The following is a 15,749-nucleotide window of genomic DNA, read 5'->3' as shown; positions in this document are numbered from 1 at the left end:
CGGCTTCCTTACAGCCCACCTGACCGAACCTGAAAGGATCACCCGTGAGCGACACCCAGATCTTCGATCCCGAGGGACGAGCGATCCCGTTCGCCGTCGAGGGGGACGGACCCGTCTCGCTCGTCCTCATCCCCGAGCGAGGGCTGGAAGGCAATCCGCTGGGGGTCGTCGCGCACTACCTCGCCGAAGAGGCGGGGTTCCACATCGTCCGGATCGGCGTGGACCCCTCTGCGCCCGACGCCGTGGACGCGACGCTCTCGGTCATCGACCACGTGGGGCTGGAGCGCACGTGGATCGGCGGTCACGGAGCGGGCGGCACTCTCGCCCGCCGGATCGCGGCGGCGCACGCCGACCGCCTCAACGGGCTCCTCCTTCTCGGCGTCGAAGACGTCGACCTCGCTCTCGCACCTGTCATCCCGGTCCTGATCATCCAGGGCGCGGACGACGAGGTGACACCGCCCGCGGCGGGGGAGGCACTGCAGGCCACGGCGCCGGAGCGCGCCAGCGTGAAGACGCTGCCGGGGACCGGGCACCTGTTCCCGATGATGGAGCCGGTCGAGACGGCGGTCATCATCGAGGAGTACCTCGACTGGGACTGACGACGCGGGCGCGCGGATTCACGGGGCGAACCGGTCGACGAGGCGCACGACCGTCGGGAGCCCGCGGGAGGACGCCCGGGCGCCGGTGAGCGCCTCGATCAGCGGTGTCGCGTTCCCCTGGTGCAGGGTGTCGTTCCGAACGATTGTCCACCCGTCGCCGGTGAAGACGACGGTGCAGCGACGACGGCGGGCCTGATCGACGACCTCGCGCGCGTGCGCCGCGATGTCTCCGCCGCTGTGGAGAGTCACCTCGCACAGTCCGGGCGCGTCGACGCCTGCGGCCGAGGCAGCGATATCGGCGAGCTGCTCGATCGTGATCCAGAAGATCTCCCGCGCGTGACCCGATCGGGCCTCGAGGGCGGCCTCGGCGGTCTGTGCCGCGCCGGCCGGGTCATCGGCGTCGAAGAGGACGGTTCCGTTGCTCTGGAAGGTTCGGATGTCGCGGCACCCGGCGTCCTCGAAGGCGCCGCGGATGTCGTCGGTGGTCGGCTGCCCGCGCTGACCCTGGTTGACGTTGCGGAGGAACGCGACGAATCGCATGGGCCTCAGCGTAGGGGGTGCGTCGCCGGAACGAGTCGGCGACCCGATCAGCGTCCCTGGCGCTTCTTGTAGGGCTTGGGCTGCCCCTTGACGATCGGCGCGCGCCCCTTGCCCTTCGATGCTTTCGCCTTGCCCCCTGCGGGTGCCGGTGCGGCCGGCGCCGAGGGCGCCGCCGCGATCCGTGCACGCGCCTGCGGAAGGAGCGCCTCACCCGCTGCCGTCATCCGAGTCGGCGTGGCGCCGCGCTCGAAGAGCGGATGCCCGATCTCCTCCTCCAGCCGGTCAACGGCGGAGTAGACCGCGGGGAGCCCGACTCCGAGCCGCTCAGCGGCGCGCGGGAAGTGCAGCGTCTCGGCCACAGTGACGAAGCGTCGAAGGTCGGTGAGCTTCACGGATGCCGTCCTGCCGTCGGTGGATGGCCCTCGGGGGCCGTCCCCAGGGTAGCCGCAATGCGTGGACGTCTCTCCCGCCCCGCCCTTACGATCGAGTCATGCCGACCCTGCCCACGGACGAGAGCGTCGAGGATTTCCTCGGCCGGGTGACGCCCGCGCATCGCCGTGAGGACGGCGCGCGCCTCGCCGCGATCATCGGCGAGGTCACAGGGGCAGCCCCCGTCATGTGGGGTCCGTCGATCATCGGCTTCGGCACCTACGAGTACCGCTCACCGACGAACCCCCGCACGCGCGGTGTCATGCCCAAAGTGGGCTTCTCTCCCCGGAAGGCGAGCCTGACGCTCTACGGCGTGAAGGATCTGCCCGAAGGCGCGGCGCTCCTGCCGAGCCTGGGGGAGCACACCGAGGGGGCGGGCTGCGTCTACGTCCGCCGTCTCGCGGATGTCGATCTCGGCATCCTGCGGCGCCTCGTGGCCATCGCATGGTCGCGTGGAGACGACCCCGATCCCGCGTGACCATCGTCGCCCGGGGCATGGACGGGAGAGCGGTCCAGCCCCTACCCTTGCCGCATGAAGTCGCGCGTCGCGGGGACGACCATGCCGGTGCTGGAGATCACACTGGAAGCGGGGGAGCGGATCATCGCCGAAGGGGGCGATGTCGCGTGGCTCTCGCCGGGTCTCGCGATCGAGACCTCGACCGGATTCGGGTCGGGCGGTCGGGGCGGCTTCATGAGCGGACTCAAGCGCATGGTCGGCGGCGGACAGCTGTTCCTCACGCAGTACACCGCCGGTGCTGCGGGCGGATTCGTCGCCTTCGCGGCACAGCTGCCCGGAACAATCCGCGAGCTCCGCGTCGACGCCGCGGACCAGTTCATGGTGCAGTCCGGCTCCTACACCGCCAGCACGCCGGAGGTCGAGGTGTCGGTCGGGTTGCAGAAGAAGCTCGGCGCGGGGATCTTCGGCGGCGCTGGGGTGGTGTTCCAGAAGCTGTCCGGAAACGGCACCGCCTGGGTGCAGCTGGCGGGCGAGATCGTCGAGTACGACCTCGCGGCCGGACAGTCCCTTCTCATCCACCCGGGCCACCTCGCCCTCTTCCGGGCCGACATGAGCCTCGAGTTCGCCTCGGTGAAGGGGATCAAGAACAAGTTCTTCGGCGACTCCCTGTTCCTCGCGCAACTGCACGGGCCAGGACACGTGTGGCTGCAGTCGATGACCCCCGCGAAGCTCGCCGCCGCGATCGAGCCGTACCTGCCCGATCGGTCCTCGGGTTCCTCGAACAGCGGATGATCGATCAGCGGGTCTCGGCGGGGTCCGGATCACCGAAATAGGACACCGGGCCCCACGCCCGCTCCACGGAGATCTCACCGTCGGCGAGGGTGAACTGCAGGGAAGTGCCGATGGGGAAGCGAGAGCGGAGCTCCTCGGGCATTCCGGCGGTGACCTTCATCGCGACCACGGCCGGGAACGCGCCGGCGCCGCAGCCCGAACCCCAGATCGAGCCGGAATAGTAGTCGGAATCGTCGATCAGATCATCGCTCAGGAGGAACAGGCATTCGTCGCTCGCTCCGGTCCGTCGCGCATCGTCGGTCGTGAGGGGACGGATGCCGTGGAACACGGCGTACGCGTCTCCCGCGCGTTCGGGACCCCCGAACGCGCGGGGCCATTCGAACTCGGGGTCGGCGCCGAGGGTGGCGACGGGGCGCGCGTCGTCCTGGAGCTGACGCGTGGCGAACACGGCCACCGCGGCGGAGACCATCGCCGCCACCACGACCGATGCCGTCCACATGAGGGCGACCCGGCGGCGCCGTGCGGGGCGGGATGCGGGCGCATCCCCTGCGCTCGGGGGCCGGTCCGTCGTGTCCTCCGCCGCGGACGCGTCCGCATCATCGGTGTCGAATGCGCCGGTTCGGGCTGGGAACGCCCCGTCGACCGGAGCCTCCGGCTCTTTTCGCTCTTCGCGCGAGGCGGGTGCGTCGTCGAGCGAGGGCGAGTGGGCGTCCTCGAGCTCCCTCAGCCGCTCAAGGGCTTGCGGATCTCCTGCGATGTCGGCGTGAGGGCCGTACGCGCGGGCGCGAAGGAGACGCAGCTCGTCGTCCGCGTCGATGCCCACAGCCCGATGGTAGGCGCGTCGGCGGGGGTGCGGTCGGGTTTTCACCGATCCCCCCGGACGTCGATCGCGGCGAGCCCGTCCGAACCCGCCGCGATCGACCCGAGGAGATCAGGAGCGGGCGTGGGTGTCGCGCTCCTGAACCGGGTTCTGCGCATCCTGCTTCGCAGAGTCATCCTGTCCGCCGGGGCCCCCGAGATCAGCGTCCGCGCGCACGAGGCGTTCGATCTCCGTGCCGGTGGCCTCATCGACGGCCTTCCAGTACGCGAACGCCCGCTCGAGCACATCGCCCGTGACTCCGCCGAGGAGGTGCCCGGCCACCGTCCGGACGAACGCCTGCCGCTGCGCGTCGTCCCACACCTCGCGGACGAGGGCGCCGGCCTGGGAGAAGTCGTCGTCGTCGCGACGAGGCGTGTAGGCCGCCCGGACCATCGGGCCGTCGGACTCCCACCCGAGGTCCACCACGCCGACGTTGTCGGCGTAGCCGCGACCGAACGAGTTCGGCGCGTACACGGGATCGTCTCCGCGGTGCTCGTACGCCATGGGACCGTCCTGCGTGTAGGAGTTCATCTCGACGCGCGGCCGGTTCACGGGCAGCTGCAGGTAGTTCGCGCCGATCCGGTGACGGTGCGTGTCGGCATAGGCGAACGCACGGCCGAGCAGCATCTTGTCCGGGGAGAAGCCGATCCCGGGGACGAGGGCGGACGGCTCGAAGGCCGCCTGTTCGATCTGGGCGAAGAAGTTCTCCGGGTTGCGGTTCAGAGTCATCGTCCCGACCGGGATGAGCGGGTAGTCCGCGTGCGGCCAGACCTTCGTGAGGTCGAACGGGTTGATCCGGTACGCGGCGGCCTCCTCGTACGGCATGACCTGCACCGAGAGCCGCCATGACGGGAAGTCGCCGCGCTCGATCGCCTCGAACAGATCACGGCGGTGGAAGTCGGCATCCTCCCCGGCGATCTTCGTGGCATCGGCGTCGGTCAGTCCCTTCACGCCTTGCGCGGTGTGGAAGTGGTACTTGACCCAGAACCGCTCGCCGGCGGCGTTGATCCACATGTAGGTGTGCGAACCGTATCCGTTCATGTGGCGGTACGAGGCCGGTATGCCTCGATCTCCCATGAGGTAGGTGACCTGGTGCGCCGACTCGGGGTTCAGGCTCCAGAAATCCCACTGCATGTTGTTGTCCCGCAGGCCGCTGCCGCCTCGCCGTTTCTGCGAGCGGATGAAGTGCGGGAACTTCATCGTGTCGCGGATGAAGAACACCGGTGTGTTGTTTCCGACGAGGTCGTAGTTTCCCTCTTCGGTATAGAACTTCAGCGCGAACCCGCGGGGATCCCGCCAGGTGTCGGGGGAGCCCTGTTCGCCGGCGACGGTCGAGAAGCGCGCGAGCATGTCCGTCGTGACCCCCCGCTGGAACAGGGCCGCCTTCGTGTACGCGCTGACGTCCTCCGTCGTCTCGAAGACTCCGAACGCACCGGATCCCTTCGCGTGGACGTTGCGCTCGGGGATTCGCTCGCGGTTGAAGTGCGCCATCTGATTGAGGAAGTGCACATCGTGCAACACGATCGGGCCGTCGGCACCGACCGTGAGGCTGTTGCGATCGCTCGGTGCGGGCGCTCCGGTGTCGGTCGTCGAGCCGAGGTGCGCCTCTGCGGACGGGGCGGTCGCCACCGTCTGATCATCGGCGGGGCGGGGCAGGTCTGGCATGAGAGCTCCTTCTCCGGTCGTCGCACGCGGCGACGCCTCTGTCCCATCCACACCATCACCCGGACCCGGCGGGGTCAACGGGGTGCGCCGGTGCGTCCGACCGTGTAAGGGATCGTGCGAAGGTGGAGGGATGGACGACAGGGAGCCCGTGACCGCGGAGGAGCTGATGCGCTCACGCTTCGCCGCCTTCCGTGCGGGCGACGCGCCCTGGCTCTTGCGGACCTGGCACCCCTCCACCCGGCCCGCCTCGCTCGACCTCGCCGACAACCCGCGCTGGCGCGGCCTGCAGATCGTGGACACGGTGGGCGGTGGGCCCGGGGACCGCGACGGCATAGTGGAGTTCCGAGCGACGTACCTCGAGGGGGGCGTCCTGGGGGTGCTCCACGAGCGATCGCGGTTCGTCCGCGAGGCCGATCGCTGGTTCTATCTCGACGGCGACGTGCGACCCGGAGTGACGGGGGAGACCCCCGCCTGAGTCACTCGGAGACGGACACGCTCCGGTCGAAGGCCACGTAGCCCGAGAAGTCGGCGCCAACCCGCTCGAACGCGGCCGGGTACGGGTGCGGGTACGCCCACGCCTTGTCGGCGAGGACCGCATCGCCGTGGACGATCGAGTAGTACTGGCACTCGCCCTTCCAGGCGCAGGTGTACGGCGTCGGGCTCTCGGCCAGTAGGGAGAAATCCACCGTGTCCGGCGGGAAGTACCAGTTGCCCTCGATCTTGAGGAGCCGATCCTGAGGAGCGTCGGCGAGGACCACCCCGTTCAACGTCGCACGCATTGCTGATCTCCCAACTTCGGAATGTGCGGAGCCCGCCTGCGCCGGCGCCGTGACCAGCCTAGGGTCCTTCCGCTGGGCGGCGGCCTGAATCAGCGAGCGGGTCGGTGATCACCGCTCGTCGATGCGGGCGGGCCAGGCCGGCAAGGGATCGTCGAACGTCGACCAGGAGGCGGGGCCTGCGGCCAGCTCGTCGTCGGTCAGTGCCGCTCCATCCAGGGCGGAGGCGATCCGAGGCTCCTGAAGGTCGATACCGATGAGGGCGAGCTCCTGTCCGATCGTGAGCCAGCTCTCATCCTGCTCGAGCGGGTCGATCCACATCGCCGACCCGACCTGCTCCCAGCGTGCGAGAACCCCCGGGCGCGTCGCGAGCCGGCACAGCCCGACGGAGCGCACGAGGACGCCGAAACGCCCGCTCTCGAGCTCGTCCAGCGCGTGCACGAGACGCTCCGGGTGGAAGGGGCGCAGCTGCTCGTAGCGCAGAGTGCGCACGCGCGGATCGGTCATGTAGGGATCGTGTTCGGCGTTCAGGGCGTGCACCCATCCGGCCCGATCCCGCCATGCGCCGACGGGCTCGTCGACGCCGCTCGCACGGAGATCCGCCCGGGCTCCGCGCGAGAGGCGTATGCGAGCGCGGGGATTGAGGTGCGAGGCCAGCGCCATCATCATCGACAGTTCCGCCGTCGAGGACCGCTGCCACTCGACCAGGACGATGAGGTGTGCGCACTCCAGTGCGCCCACCGCGCGCCGCGCCCGCGCACCGACGTCTCCGCGAGGATCGCCGCTCGGCGCACCCTCGCGGAGGGGCGCGAGATCCCGAAGATCGTCGAACATGTGACGGGCGTCGACGACGCACACCACGTGATCACCGACGAGGTCGAGGAGGGGAGCCGGTTCGACGTCGGTTTCGAGCTCGACGACCAGCGCGTCACCGCGCTCGACGGCGCGGGAGACCTCTTCTCCGTCGCCCTGCGGGTCGACGGTCACGACACGACGGACGGTCGCGGCCGCCAGCTGCCTGGCATACGCGCGTCGCTCCGCAGCGCACACTCCGAGCACCGTGATCATCTGCCGTGCCATCTCTTCCGCCTCCTGCGCCTCGCCGTCCGATTGACGCCGACCGCGATGCAGTCTAGCTTGCTAATGAGAAAGGTTCTCAATACGGAAGCCGAAGGGACACGTTGGTCGTGAAGGTCCGAGCATCGCTGAAATCATTGAAGGCTCAACCCGGGGCGCAGGTCGTGCGCCGTCGGGGTCGCGTCTTCGTCATCAACACGCTGAACCCCCGCTTCAAGGGGCGGCAAGGCTGAGAGGGTGACTATCCCGCGGCGTGTCGCATCACGATCCGCCCCTCGATCGTGCCGTGTTCCATGCGCGCGAAGATGTCGTTGATGTCGTCGAGGTGTTCTGTTCTCACGGTCGGGTGGATCTCGCCGCGGGCGAAGAAGTCGAGAGCCTCGATCAGGTCCTGGCGGGTTCCCACGATCGAGCCGCGGATCGTGATCGCGCGCAGGACCGTATCGAAGATGTCCGCGGGGAAGTCCCCCGGCGGGAGCCCGACGAAGACCACCGTTCCGCCGCGGCGCACCATCCCGGTCGCCTGAGCGAACGCGCCGGGGTGCACGGCGGTGACGAGGATGCCGTGAGCGCCGCCCGTGTGCTGCTGGATCGCGGCGACCGGATCCGTCCGCCGGGCGTCGACGGTGATCTCCGCCCCGTGGTGTCGCGCAAGAGCCAGCTTCGCTTCGTCGACGTCCACCGCGGCGACGCGCATCCCCATCGCGCGCGCGTACTGCACGGCGATGTGCCCGAGGCCCCCGACTCCGGAGACGACCATCCACTGGCCCGGCTTCGTGTCGGCCATCTTCAGGCCCTTGTAGACGGTGACCCCGGCGCAGAGGATCGGGGCGACCTCAGCGGTGTCGACGCCCTCGGGGATCCGCGCCGCGAAGCGCTCATCGACGAGCATGTATTCGCCGAAGCTTCCGTCGACCGAGTATCCGCCGTTGCGCTGTTCCGGGCACAGCGTCTCCCTGCCCGTGCGGCAGAACTCGCACGCGCCGCAGGCACTCCACAGCCATGCGTTGCCCACGCGGTCGCCGACCCGCAGGCTGTCGACGCCTTCCCCGAGCTCGACGATGATGCCGCACCCCTCGTGCCCGGGGATCAGCTCCGACTTGGGGGCGACAGGCCAGTCGCCGCGTGCCGCGTGCAGATCGGTGTGGCAGACCCCGCTCGTCAGAACTCGGACCAGCGCCTCGCCCGGCCCCGGGTGAGGGATGGGGACATCGCGGATCTCCAGCGGCGCGTCGGGCGCGACGACCACCGCCGCGCGCATCGTGCCCGCGGGGTGCTCGCCTCGCCCGAGGTGGGGCGTCGCGATCGTCATGGCAGCCATTGCACTCACATCCTCCGACGGTCGTATGCCGTCCTGTCCGCAGGCTACTCCTGTGGTCAGACCACAGCAAGGGGGTTCGGATGCGCAGGCATCGGAGCGCGGGTAGCATGGCGGCATGCGCGATGACACGACCTCCTCCGCTCCTGCTCCCACCTCCGACGCGGACGTGACGACCCCCCTCGCCGTCATCGGCGGCGGAGGCGGCGGATGCTGCGGCGGGGGTGCGTGCAGCACCAGCGGCGACTGATCCCGGCCGTCATCCGACGATGACCGACGCTCAGCTCGAGATCCCTCCGCGGCTCTCGCGCGTGCTCATGTCGGAGGAGGCGATCTACGGGCTCATCCTCGTCTCCGGGATGATCGTCGTCAGCGGTTCCGCCATCGGGACCTCTCTGAACGCCTTCCTCACCGTCGCCGTCACTGTCATCGTCTTCTACGTCGCCCACGTCTATGCGGGGGCCCTCGGGCGGCTCGCTGCCACCGACGGGCGGGCGGGTCTGCGCCGCAGCATCCGCGCGGCCGGCCGGCAGTCCTCGGGTATGCTGCTCGCCTCGACGGGGCCGCTGGTGGTGCTCCTTCTCGGCGTCACGGAGGTCATCGACGACACGTTCGCCATCTGGACGGCGCTGATCATGTGCGCCGCCATCCTCGGACTACTCGGCTGGCTCGCCGTGGCGAAGTGGACGCATCACTGGTACACGCGCCTGGTGAGCGCCACGATCACCGCGGGGTTCGGTGGGATGATCATCCTTCTCAAGGCGATCATCCATCACTGACCGCCGTCACGTCAGTGCGCCGCGACCGGCGCGTCCTCCGCGATCTCGTCGGCGGGCTTGCGGATCAGGAACGCTCCGACCAGCAGTGGCAGGGACAGCACGGCGGCGACCAGGAAGGCGGCGCGGGTTCCGGCGGCGCCGGCGGCGGCCTCCTCGAGCCCGCTGGACACGCCGGTGGCCGTCACTGCGGACATGATGCCGATCAGAAGTGCGATCCCGGCGGCCCCGGCGACCTGCTGGATGGTGCCGACGATGGCCGAGCCGTAGGAGTAGAACCGCCGGGGGAGCGAGCCGAGAGACGCGGTGAACAGCGGCGTGAACGAGAGGGCGAGCCCCAGGGAGAGGACGGTCTGGGCGACGGCGATGAACCAGACGGGCGTCGCCTCGGTGTAGGTGGTGTAGGTCCACAGCATCGCACTGGTGATGATCGCGCCCGGGACGAGCAGGACCCGGGTGCCGAAGCGGTCGTAGATCCGGCCGATGATCGGACCCGCGAGTCCCATCGCGAGAGCTCCGGGAAGAACGATGAGCCCGGTCTCCAGCGCAGAGATCCCGACGACGCGCTGGAGATACAGCGGCAGCACCGTGATCGCACCGAAGAACGCCAACGACATGATCGCCATCTGGGTGATCGACAGCGAGAAGTTCAGCGAACGGAAGACGCGGAGGTCCAGCAGCGCGTCGTCGCTGCGCTGCAGGCGGATCTGGCGCCAGGCGAAAGCCGCGAGCGAGAGGATGCCGACCCCGAGCGCGACCGCGAGGGTGACCGAAGCGCTGGAGGCATCCGAGACCGCGCCCCCCGCCGTCTCGGCGCCTCCGTGCGCACCGCCGCCGAGCAGGCTCAGCCCGTAGACGAGACCGCCGAAGCCGAATCCGGAGAGGACGATGGAAGGGATGTCGATGGCGACCCGCGTCGTCTCGCCGAGATTCCGGATCCACATCGCGCCGGCTGCGAGGGCCAGCAGCGCGATCGGCAGGACGATCCCGAAGATCCACCGCCAGCCGACGGTGTCGAGCACGAGACCCGCCATGGTCGGCCCGATCGCCGGGGCGAGCGAGATGACGATGCTCACCCGCCCCATCATCCGTCCGCGAGAGTGTGCGGGGACGACGTTCATGATCGTCGTCATGAGCAGCGGCATCATGATCGCCGTGCCCGACGCCTGCACCACGCGCGCGACGAGCAAGACGGGGAAGCCGGGAGCGACGAACGCGATGAGCGTGCCGAGGGAGAACAGGGTCATGGCCGCGATGAACATCACGCGGGTGGGGAACCGGCGCAGGAGGAACCCCGTGATGGGGATGATGACGGCCATGGTCAGCATGAAGGCGGTCGTCAGCCACTGTGCCGCGACCGCGGTGATGCCGAAATCGTCGATCAGGTGCGGAATCGCCACACCCATCGTGGTCTCGTTGAGGATCGCGACGAACGCCGCCGCCAGCAGAAGCCAGATGACGCGGGACTGTTCTCGGGTGATCGTCGCACCCGCCGCGGGCGTGACGATCGGGGCGGTCGCCGGTGCGGCCATCGCAGGACTCCTCGGTGTCGTGGGGCCACCCGGAGATGGCAAGCCCCCAGGATAACGGCGTGCTCCGACACGGCATTCCCTGATCCGTGGAACGATGCGATCCATGAGCGATCTGCGCCCGCACCACACGGTGGTGCTGCGGCTGTCGACCGCCGCGCTGATCGGGGTCGTCACCGCGGTCGTGCTGGCGCCGGTGCTGGGGATCGCCGCCGCCCTCCTGGCGGGGTGGGCGGCGTTGGCGACAACCGCCGTCGTCTGGGTCGTCCTTGTGGTGTGGCCGATGGACGCGGCTGCCACGCGCGCGCACGCGACGACCGAGGATCCGGGTCGATCGGTGGCCCGCGTCGCGGCGCTCGTCGGGAGCGTGGCCAGTCTCGGGGCGGTGGCCGTCGTGCTCGTCCAGACCGACCGGGCAGGCGAGGTGATCTCCTGGATCCTCGCCGCGATCGCGTTGCTGAGCGTGGCCGCCTCGTGGCTGCTCATCCAAGTGGACTACATGCTGCGCGTCGCGCACCTCTACTATTCCGATCCGATCGGGGGGATCGACTTCAACCAGTCCGACGACCCGGAGTACTCGGATTTCGCCTACTTCTCCCTCGGCGTCGGAATGGGATACCAGGTGGGCGACACGAGCGTCCGATCGAACGAGATCCGGCGCCTGGTGATCCCCCAGGCGCTGCTGGCCTACATGTTCGGGGCGGTGATCATCGGCACGGTGGTGAATCTCGTCCTCGACCTCGGGTGATTCCGCGATGACTAGGCTGACGCCGTGAGCATGGGCATGCGCGGCGGCGGGGCGGGTTTCCGGCCCGTCGACACCGACGCGCAACGTCGGGCCAATGCGCAGGCACCGAGGATCCCGCATCTGGGACGCCGCGTGGTCACCCTCTTCCGGCCGTATCGGTGGAGCATCCTCGCCACCGGCGTGCTGGTCGTCGTGGGGGCGGCGATCGCGGTCGTCCCCCCGCTGATCGTGCAGCGGATCTTCGATGACGCCCTCTTCCCGGTCGACGGCGGCGGCCCCGATGTGTCCCTCCTCTGGCGCCTGGTGCTCGTGATGGTCGGGATGTTCCTTCTCTCTGCGGCGCTCGGCGTGGTGCAGACCTGGTTGACCTCGACCGTCGGCAACAGGGTCACCGGAGACCTCCGGGTCCGGCTGTTCGAGCACCTCCAGGCGATGGAGCTCGGATTCTTCACGCGGACCAAGACCGGCGTCATCCAGTCGCGTCTGCAGAACGACGTGGGCGGGGTCTCGGGAGTCCTCACCAACACGGTCACCAGCATCCTCGGCAACGTCGTCACCGTCATCGCCTCGCTCGTGGCGATGATCATCATCGACTGGCGACTCACCGTCATCGCCGTCGTGCTGATGCCCTTCCTCGTGGTCGTCCAGCGCCGCGTCGGTCAGGTCCGGGCGCGCATCGCCGCGCAGACGCAGGAGTCGCTGTCGGAGCTGACCGCGATCACACAGGAGACACTGAGCGTCTCCGGCATCCTGCTGTCGAAGTCGTTCAACCGTCAGCGGACCGAGTCGGCGCGCTACGCCGAGGAGAACCGCAACCAGGTCCGCCTCCAGGTGCGCCGCGCCATGAGCGGTCAGGGGTTCTTCGCGGTGGTGCAGGTGCTCATGGCGAGTGTCCCGGCGGTGGTCTACCTCGTGGCCGGCTACCTCGTCACGGGCTCGATCGACGACACCATCACCGCCGGGACGATCGTCGCCTTCACGACCGTGCAGGCCCGTCTGCTCCAACCGCTCATGGGCCTCATGCGCGTCGCGCTGGATCTGCAGACCTCCGCGGCCCTTTTCGCGCGGATCTTCGAGTACCTCGACCTCGTCCCGGCCATTCGCGACGCCGGGGACGCCCGCGACGTCGGTGACGCGCCCGGACCGGTGGGGCGCATCGAGTTCCGTGACGTCGTCTTCCGGTATCCGGATGCCGCACCCGGCGCTCGTCCGACCCTCCAGGGCATCGACTTCGTCGCGGAGCCGGGCCAGCACGTGGCCTTCGTGGGTCCCTCGGGCGCGGGGAAGACCACGATCCTCTACCTCACGCCGCGGATGTACGAAGCATCGGAGGGCGCGGTCCTCTTCGCGGGCGCGGACGTGCGGGCGCTGCGTCAGGAATCGATCATCGACAGCGTCGGCATCGTCTCGCAGGAGACCTACCTCTTCCACGCGACGATCCGCGAGAACCTCAGATATGCCAAGCCCGATGCCACCGACGATGAGCTCGTGCGCGCGTGTCGCGCGGCCAACATCGACCATGTCATCTCGAGCTTCGCCGACGGCTACGACACGATCGTCGGTGAGCGCGGCTACCGCCTGTCGGGCGGCGAGAAGCAGCGGATCGCGATCGCACGCGTGCTGCTGAAGGATCCGCCGGTACTGCTCCTGGATGAGGCCACGTCGGCGCTCGACACCGTGAGCGAGCGGGTCGTCCAGGAGGCTCTGGATGCCGCTGCCCGGGGGCGGACGACCCTGTCGATCGCGCACCGGCTGTCCACGGTGATCGGTGCGGACGTCATCCACGTCGTGGAGGCGGGCCGGATCGTCGAGTCGGGAACGCACGCGTCGCTGATCGCGGCGGGTGGCCTCTACGCCGAGCTCGCCGCGGAGCAGCTCGCCGCCTCCCGCATCCTGCAGGCGGAAGAGGCCGAGGCGCCCGCGGACCACCCCGACCGCCGTGCCGACCGGCCGCCGACGGGTCGGCCGGACGAGACACCGGAGCCGAATCCCGCGGCCCTGATGGTCTCGTCAGAACCGGCGTGGGTGCCTCCGGCGGTCCCCGGCGGCTGAACCGCGGGGGCGCGGCCCGCGACCGCGCCTCACCACAGGCGCGCCGCGTCGAGGGCGCGCTCGCGGGCGTCATCCGTGCCGCGCGGCACCGACATCCGCTCATCGAGCGCGCGGACGAACGCGCCGAGGTGTCGGCGGTAGGCGTCGTCGGGGTGGGTGCGGGCGATCTCGATCAGCGGAGGGAGGTCGAGCTGTCGGATGAGGTCGATGCGGGAGCGGATCGCTGCCGAGTGGCCCGCGGCGTCGAGGACGTCGAGTCCGCCACCGAGGGCGTCGAGGTAGTCGCGCAGAATCGTCAGGGTGCCCTTCCGCTGTGTGATGGAGCTTCCGTCGGCGCGCTCGCGCCACTCGACGACCACGTCCGGGATCACATCGAACGACCGGGCCCGCGTGTACAGCTGCTGGGCGACGACCTGGTCCTCGTAGGCCATCCCCACGGGGAAGCGGATGCCGGTGCGCCGCCACAGCGCCGTGCGGCTCGCCTTCGACCACGCCACGATGTTGCCCGAGACATCCGGGTGCTCTCTCAGCGTGACCCTCTCGCGCGCGGGTGCGGTCGACCGGGCGACCCACGGCTGCACCGGACCCGGGGCGTACCCGCCCGCGGGGGTCGGGCGCAGGCGCACGTAGGCCCCCGCCACGAGGTCGCTGCCCGTGCGCTCGAGGGTCTCGGTCCACCGCCCGAGCGCGGACGGCGTCATCCGGTCATCGGCGTCGAGGAAGGCGAGGAAGGGCGTCTCCGCCAGCTCCAGTCCCGTGTTGCGCGCAGCTCCCAGCCCTCGCCGGGCGCGGTGGCGGACCACGGTGAAGCGGGCATCGCGCGCGACCGCTTCGTCGAAGATCGCCCCGGTCGCGTCGTGGGAGGCGTCGTCGACGAGAACCGCGCGCCACGCGGTCATCTCCTGCGCCTCGAGGGAGGCCACAGCCTCTCCGGCGAACTCGGCGACGTCGAAGCCGGGGACGACGACGGTGATGACGGGGCGGCTCACGCGCCCGATTGTACGGCCGCCACCGAGTCCGCCACCGTGTTCACGAGCGGCAGGATCTCGGCATCGAATCCGTGGGGGAGCGTGATGCGCACGGCTGTGCGCGCGACGTCCCCGTCGATGCCCATCGCCGTCAGCACGTGCGACGGCTCATCGCTGCCGGCGGCGCACGCCGACCCGCTGGAGGAGACGATCCCGCGCCGCTCCATCTCGAGCAGGATCGCCTCGCCGCTGGTGCGCGGGAAGACGAAGCTCGCCGTCCCCGGCAGGCGGTGGTGCGGGTGGCCCGTGAGGCGGGCGCCGGCGACGGCACCGCACACGCCGGCGATGAGCGCGTCGCGCGCCGCGGCGACCCGTGCGGCGTCGGCCGGCCGCTCGCGCTCCGCGAGCTCCAGTGCGGTCGCGATCGCCACCGCGCCCGCGACGTTCTCGGTGCCGCTCCGGCGCCCGCGCTCCTGGCCCCCGCCGTGCAGCACGGGCTCGAGCGGGATCCGCCCCCGAACGGCGAGGACCCCCGTCCCCTGGGGGGCGCCGAGCTTGTGACCCGACAGTGCCAGAGCGTCGGCGCCCGTGGTGGCGCGGTCGATCGGCAGCCACCCGGCCGCCTGCACGGCATCCAGATGGAGGGGGATGCCGCGCTCCGTCAACGCTGAGGCGACGGACGCGACGTCCTGGACCGTCCCGATCTCGTTGTTGGCGTACCCGAGGCTCACCAGCGCCGTCTCGGGCCGGACGGCGGCGAGGACCGCATCCGGATCGACCCGTCCGTCGGCGTCCACGGGGAGATACGTGATGTCGAACGCATGGAACCGACGCAGGTGGTCGGCGGAGGCGAGCACGGATTCGTGCTCGATCGCCGTGGTCACCAGGTGCGTGCGGCCCCGATGGGCGAGGGCGGCGAGCGAGATCCCCTTCACCGCGAGATTGTTCGCCTCCGTCCCGCCGGAGGTGAACACGACGTCGCCCGCGCGCACCCCGAGCACTCGCGCGACCCGGGCGCGGGCGTCGGCGAGGACACCGGCGGCGCGCTCTCCGACGGTGTGGTGGCTGGAGGGGTTCCCGAACGCGCGGGCGAGGTGGGGGAGCATCGCCTCGAGGACCTCGCGGCGTACCGGGCCCGTTGCGGCGTTGTCGAGGTAGAGCACG

At 70.1% G+C, this 15,749-nt stretch carries 19 protein-coding genes; 9 read left to right on the top strand and 10 right to left on the bottom strand.

Annotation, left to right across the window (positions count from 1 at the left end; genetic code table 11):
• Nucleotides 1–44: 44 nt before the first annotated feature.
• Nucleotides 45–599: an alpha/beta fold hydrolase gene (locus ABXJ56_RS00265; protein WP_353997754.1), complete on the top strand. Its 555-nt coding sequence runs from the start codon at nt 45–47 to the stop codon at nt 597–599.
• Nucleotides 600–617: 18 nt separating this feature from the next.
• Here ABXJ56_RS00265 and ABXJ56_RS00260 read toward each other — a convergent pair whose 3' ends face one another.
• Nucleotides 618–1,139: a DUF1697 domain-containing protein gene (locus ABXJ56_RS00260; protein WP_353997753.1), complete on the bottom strand. Its 522-nt coding sequence runs from the start codon at nt 1,137–1,139 to the stop codon at nt 618–620.
• A gap of 47 nt (nt 1,140–1,186) precedes the next feature.
• Nucleotides 1,187–1,531, bottom strand: coding sequence for a LysR family transcriptional regulator (locus ABXJ56_RS00255; RefSeq protein WP_353997752.1), 345 nt, complete (start codon nt 1,529–1,531; stop codon nt 1,187–1,189).
• Nucleotides 1,532–1,629: 98 nt separating this feature from the next.
• Here ABXJ56_RS00255 and ABXJ56_RS00250 point away from each other — a divergent pair, with 98 nt between their 5' ends.
• The gene (locus tag ABXJ56_RS00250; RefSeq protein ID WP_353997751.1) at nt 1,630–2,046 is read left to right on the top strand and encodes a DUF1801 domain-containing protein; all 417 of its coding nucleotides are present in this window, start codon (nt 1,630–1,632) and stop codon (nt 2,044–2,046) included.
• Between the two features lie 54 nt (nt 2,047–2,100).
• The gene (locus ABXJ56_RS00245) at nt 2,101–2,817 is read left to right on the top strand and encodes an AIM24 family protein (protein WP_353997750.1); all 717 of its coding nucleotides are present in this window, start codon (nt 2,101–2,103) and stop codon (nt 2,815–2,817) included.
• Between the two features lie 4 nt (nt 2,818–2,821).
• Here ABXJ56_RS00245 and ABXJ56_RS00240 read toward each other — a convergent pair whose 3' ends face one another.
• Together ABXJ56_RS00240 and ABXJ56_RS00235 are read right to left on the bottom strand one after the other, a co-directional pair.
• Nucleotides 2,822–3,640, bottom strand: coding sequence for a hypothetical protein (locus tag ABXJ56_RS00240; protein ID WP_353997749.1), 819 nt, complete (start codon nt 3,638–3,640; stop codon nt 2,822–2,824).
• A 108-nt stretch (nt 3,641–3,748) separates the two neighbouring features.
• Complete coding sequence (locus ABXJ56_RS00235; RefSeq protein ID WP_353997748.1) at nt 3,749–5,341, bottom strand: catalase; 1,593 nt, start codon at nt 5,339–5,341, stop codon at nt 3,749–3,751.
• 130 nt (nt 5,342–5,471) lie between these two features.
• Between ABXJ56_RS00235 and ABXJ56_RS00230 the strand changes: the two genes are divergently transcribed.
• On the top strand, nt 5,472–5,816 hold the full coding sequence (locus tag ABXJ56_RS00230) for a YchJ family protein (protein ID WP_353997747.1): 345 nt from the start codon (nt 5,472–5,474) through the stop codon (nt 5,814–5,816).
• Nucleotide 5,817: 1 nt separating this feature from the next.
• Here the strand turns inward: ABXJ56_RS00230 and ABXJ56_RS00225 are convergent, their stop codons facing one another.
• Together ABXJ56_RS00225 and ABXJ56_RS00220 are read right to left on the bottom strand one after the other, a co-directional pair.
• The gene (locus ABXJ56_RS00225; protein ID WP_353997746.1) at nt 5,818–6,120 is read right to left on the bottom strand and encodes a DUF427 domain-containing protein; all 303 of its coding nucleotides are present in this window, start codon (nt 6,118–6,120) and stop codon (nt 5,818–5,820) included.
• 108 nt (nt 6,121–6,228) lie between these two features.
• Entirely contained in the window at nt 6,229–7,197 is a 969-nt protein-coding gene (locus tag ABXJ56_RS00220; protein ID WP_353997745.1) for a GTP-binding protein, read from the bottom strand.
• 107 nt (nt 7,198–7,304) lie between these two features.
• Here ABXJ56_RS00220 and ykgO point away from each other — a divergent pair, with 107 nt between their 5' ends.
• Nucleotides 7,305–7,427: a type B 50S ribosomal protein L36 gene (gene ykgO / locus ABXJ56_RS00215; RefSeq protein WP_353997744.1), complete on the top strand. Its 123-nt coding sequence runs from the start codon at nt 7,305–7,307 to the stop codon at nt 7,425–7,427.
• A gap of 8 nt (nt 7,428–7,435) precedes the next feature.
• On the opposite strand, the gene adhP is transcribed toward ykgO, so the two are convergent.
• Nucleotides 7,436–8,455, bottom strand: a complete 1,020-nt coding sequence (gene adhP / locus ABXJ56_RS00210) for an alcohol dehydrogenase AdhP (protein WP_353999928.1) — start codon at nt 8,453–8,455, stop codon at nt 7,436–7,438.
• Nucleotides 8,456–8,630: 175 nt separating this feature from the next.
• On the opposite strand from adhP, the gene ABXJ56_RS00205 reads away from it, so the two are divergent.
• Both ABXJ56_RS00205 and ABXJ56_RS00200 read left to right on the top strand, forming a co-directional pair.
• The gene (locus tag ABXJ56_RS00205; RefSeq protein ID WP_353997743.1) at nt 8,631–8,762 is read left to right on the top strand and encodes a hypothetical protein; all 132 of its coding nucleotides are present in this window, start codon (nt 8,631–8,633) and stop codon (nt 8,760–8,762) included.
• 19 nt (nt 8,763–8,781) lie between these two features.
• Nucleotides 8,782–9,291 carry a hypothetical protein gene (locus ABXJ56_RS00200; protein ID WP_353997742.1) on the top strand — a complete coding sequence of 170 codons (510 nt, stop codon included), beginning with the start codon at nt 8,782–8,784 and terminating at the stop codon, nt 9,289–9,291.
• Between the two features lie 11 nt (nt 9,292–9,302).
• Here ABXJ56_RS00200 and ABXJ56_RS00195 read toward each other — a convergent pair whose 3' ends face one another.
• Nucleotides 9,303–10,820: a DHA2 family efflux MFS transporter permease subunit gene (locus ABXJ56_RS00195; protein ID WP_353997741.1), complete on the bottom strand. Its 1,518-nt coding sequence runs from the start codon at nt 10,818–10,820 to the stop codon at nt 9,303–9,305.
• A 103-nt stretch (nt 10,821–10,923) separates the two neighbouring features.
• Between ABXJ56_RS00195 and ABXJ56_RS00190 the strand changes: the two genes are divergently transcribed.
• Both ABXJ56_RS00190 and ABXJ56_RS00185 read left to right on the top strand, forming a co-directional pair.
• A complete protein-coding gene (locus tag ABXJ56_RS00190) occupies nt 10,924–11,565 on the top strand; it encodes a DUF1345 domain-containing protein (RefSeq protein ID WP_353997740.1) in 642 nt (213 codons plus the stop codon).
• Nucleotides 11,566–11,595: 30 nt separating this feature from the next.
• A complete protein-coding gene (locus tag ABXJ56_RS00185; RefSeq protein WP_353999927.1) occupies nt 11,596–13,617 on the top strand; it encodes an ABC transporter ATP-binding protein in 2,022 nt (673 codons plus the stop codon).
• Nucleotides 13,618–13,646: 29 nt separating this feature from the next.
• Here ABXJ56_RS00185 and ABXJ56_RS00180 read toward each other — a convergent pair whose 3' ends face one another.
• Both ABXJ56_RS00180 and ABXJ56_RS00175 read right to left on the bottom strand, forming a co-directional pair.
• Nucleotides 13,647–14,606: a glycosyltransferase family 2 protein gene (locus ABXJ56_RS00180; protein WP_353997739.1), complete on the bottom strand. Its 960-nt coding sequence runs from the start codon at nt 14,604–14,606 to the stop codon at nt 13,647–13,649.
• Nucleotides 14,603–15,748, bottom strand: coding sequence for a cysteine desulfurase family protein (locus ABXJ56_RS00175; protein WP_353997738.1), 1,146 nt, complete (start codon nt 15,746–15,748; stop codon nt 14,603–14,605). Before ABXJ56_RS00175 ends, ABXJ56_RS00180 begins: the two co-directional genes overlap by 4 nt.
• Nucleotide 15,749 lies beyond the last annotated feature (1 nt).

Source organism: Microbacterium aurantiacum (genome assembly GCF_040532595.1).
GTDB lineage: Bacteria > Actinomycetota > Actinomycetes > Actinomycetales > Microbacteriaceae > Microbacterium > Microbacterium chocolatum_B.
Note: the sequence above shows the minus strand (reverse complement) of the source record. Positions and strands in the feature narration are given on the sequence as shown.

Coding starts and splice junctions, on each gene's coding strand:
- ABXJ56_RS00200 (WP_353997742.1), top strand. CDS start 8,782: ATGACCGACGCTCAGCTCGAGATCCCTCCGCGGCTCTCGCGCGTGCTC.
- ABXJ56_RS00245 (WP_353997750.1), top strand. CDS start 2,101: ATGAAGTCGCGCGTCGCGGGGACGACCATGCCGGTGCTGGAGATCACA.
- ABXJ56_RS00205 (WP_353997743.1), top strand. CDS start 8,631: ATGCGCGATGACACGACCTCCTCCGCTCCTGCTCCCACCTCCGACGCG.
- ABXJ56_RS00190 (WP_353997740.1), top strand. CDS start 10,924: ATGAGCGATCTGCGCCCGCACCACACGGTGGTGCTGCGGCTGTCGACC.
- ABXJ56_RS00220 (WP_353997745.1), bottom strand. CDS start 7,197: ATGGCACGGCAGATGATCACGGTGCTCGGAGTGTGCGCTGCGGAGCGA.
- ABXJ56_RS00230 (WP_353997747.1), top strand. CDS start 5,472: ATGGACGACAGGGAGCCCGTGACCGCGGAGGAGCTGATGCGCTCACGC.
- adhP (WP_353999928.1), bottom strand. CDS start 8,455: ATGCGCGCGGCGGTGGTCGTCGCGCCCGACGCGCCGCTGGAGATCCGC.
- ABXJ56_RS00225 (WP_353997746.1), bottom strand. CDS start 6,120: ATGCGTGCGACGTTGAACGGGGTGGTCCTCGCCGACGCTCCTCAGGAT.
- ABXJ56_RS00250 (WP_353997751.1), top strand. CDS start 1,630: ATGCCGACCCTGCCCACGGACGAGAGCGTCGAGGATTTCCTCGGCCGG.
- ABXJ56_RS00195 (WP_353997741.1), bottom strand. CDS start 10,820: ATGGCCGCACCGGCGACCGCCCCGATCGTCACGCCCGCGGCGGGTGCG.
- ABXJ56_RS00260 (WP_353997753.1), bottom strand. CDS start 1,139: ATGCGATTCGTCGCGTTCCTCCGCAACGTCAACCAGGGTCAGCGCGGG.
- ABXJ56_RS00185 (WP_353999927.1), top strand. CDS start 11,596: ATGGGCATGCGCGGCGGCGGGGCGGGTTTCCGGCCCGTCGACACCGAC.
- ABXJ56_RS00235 (WP_353997748.1), bottom strand. CDS start 5,341: ATGCCAGACCTGCCCCGCCCCGCCGATGATCAGACGGTGGCGACCGCC.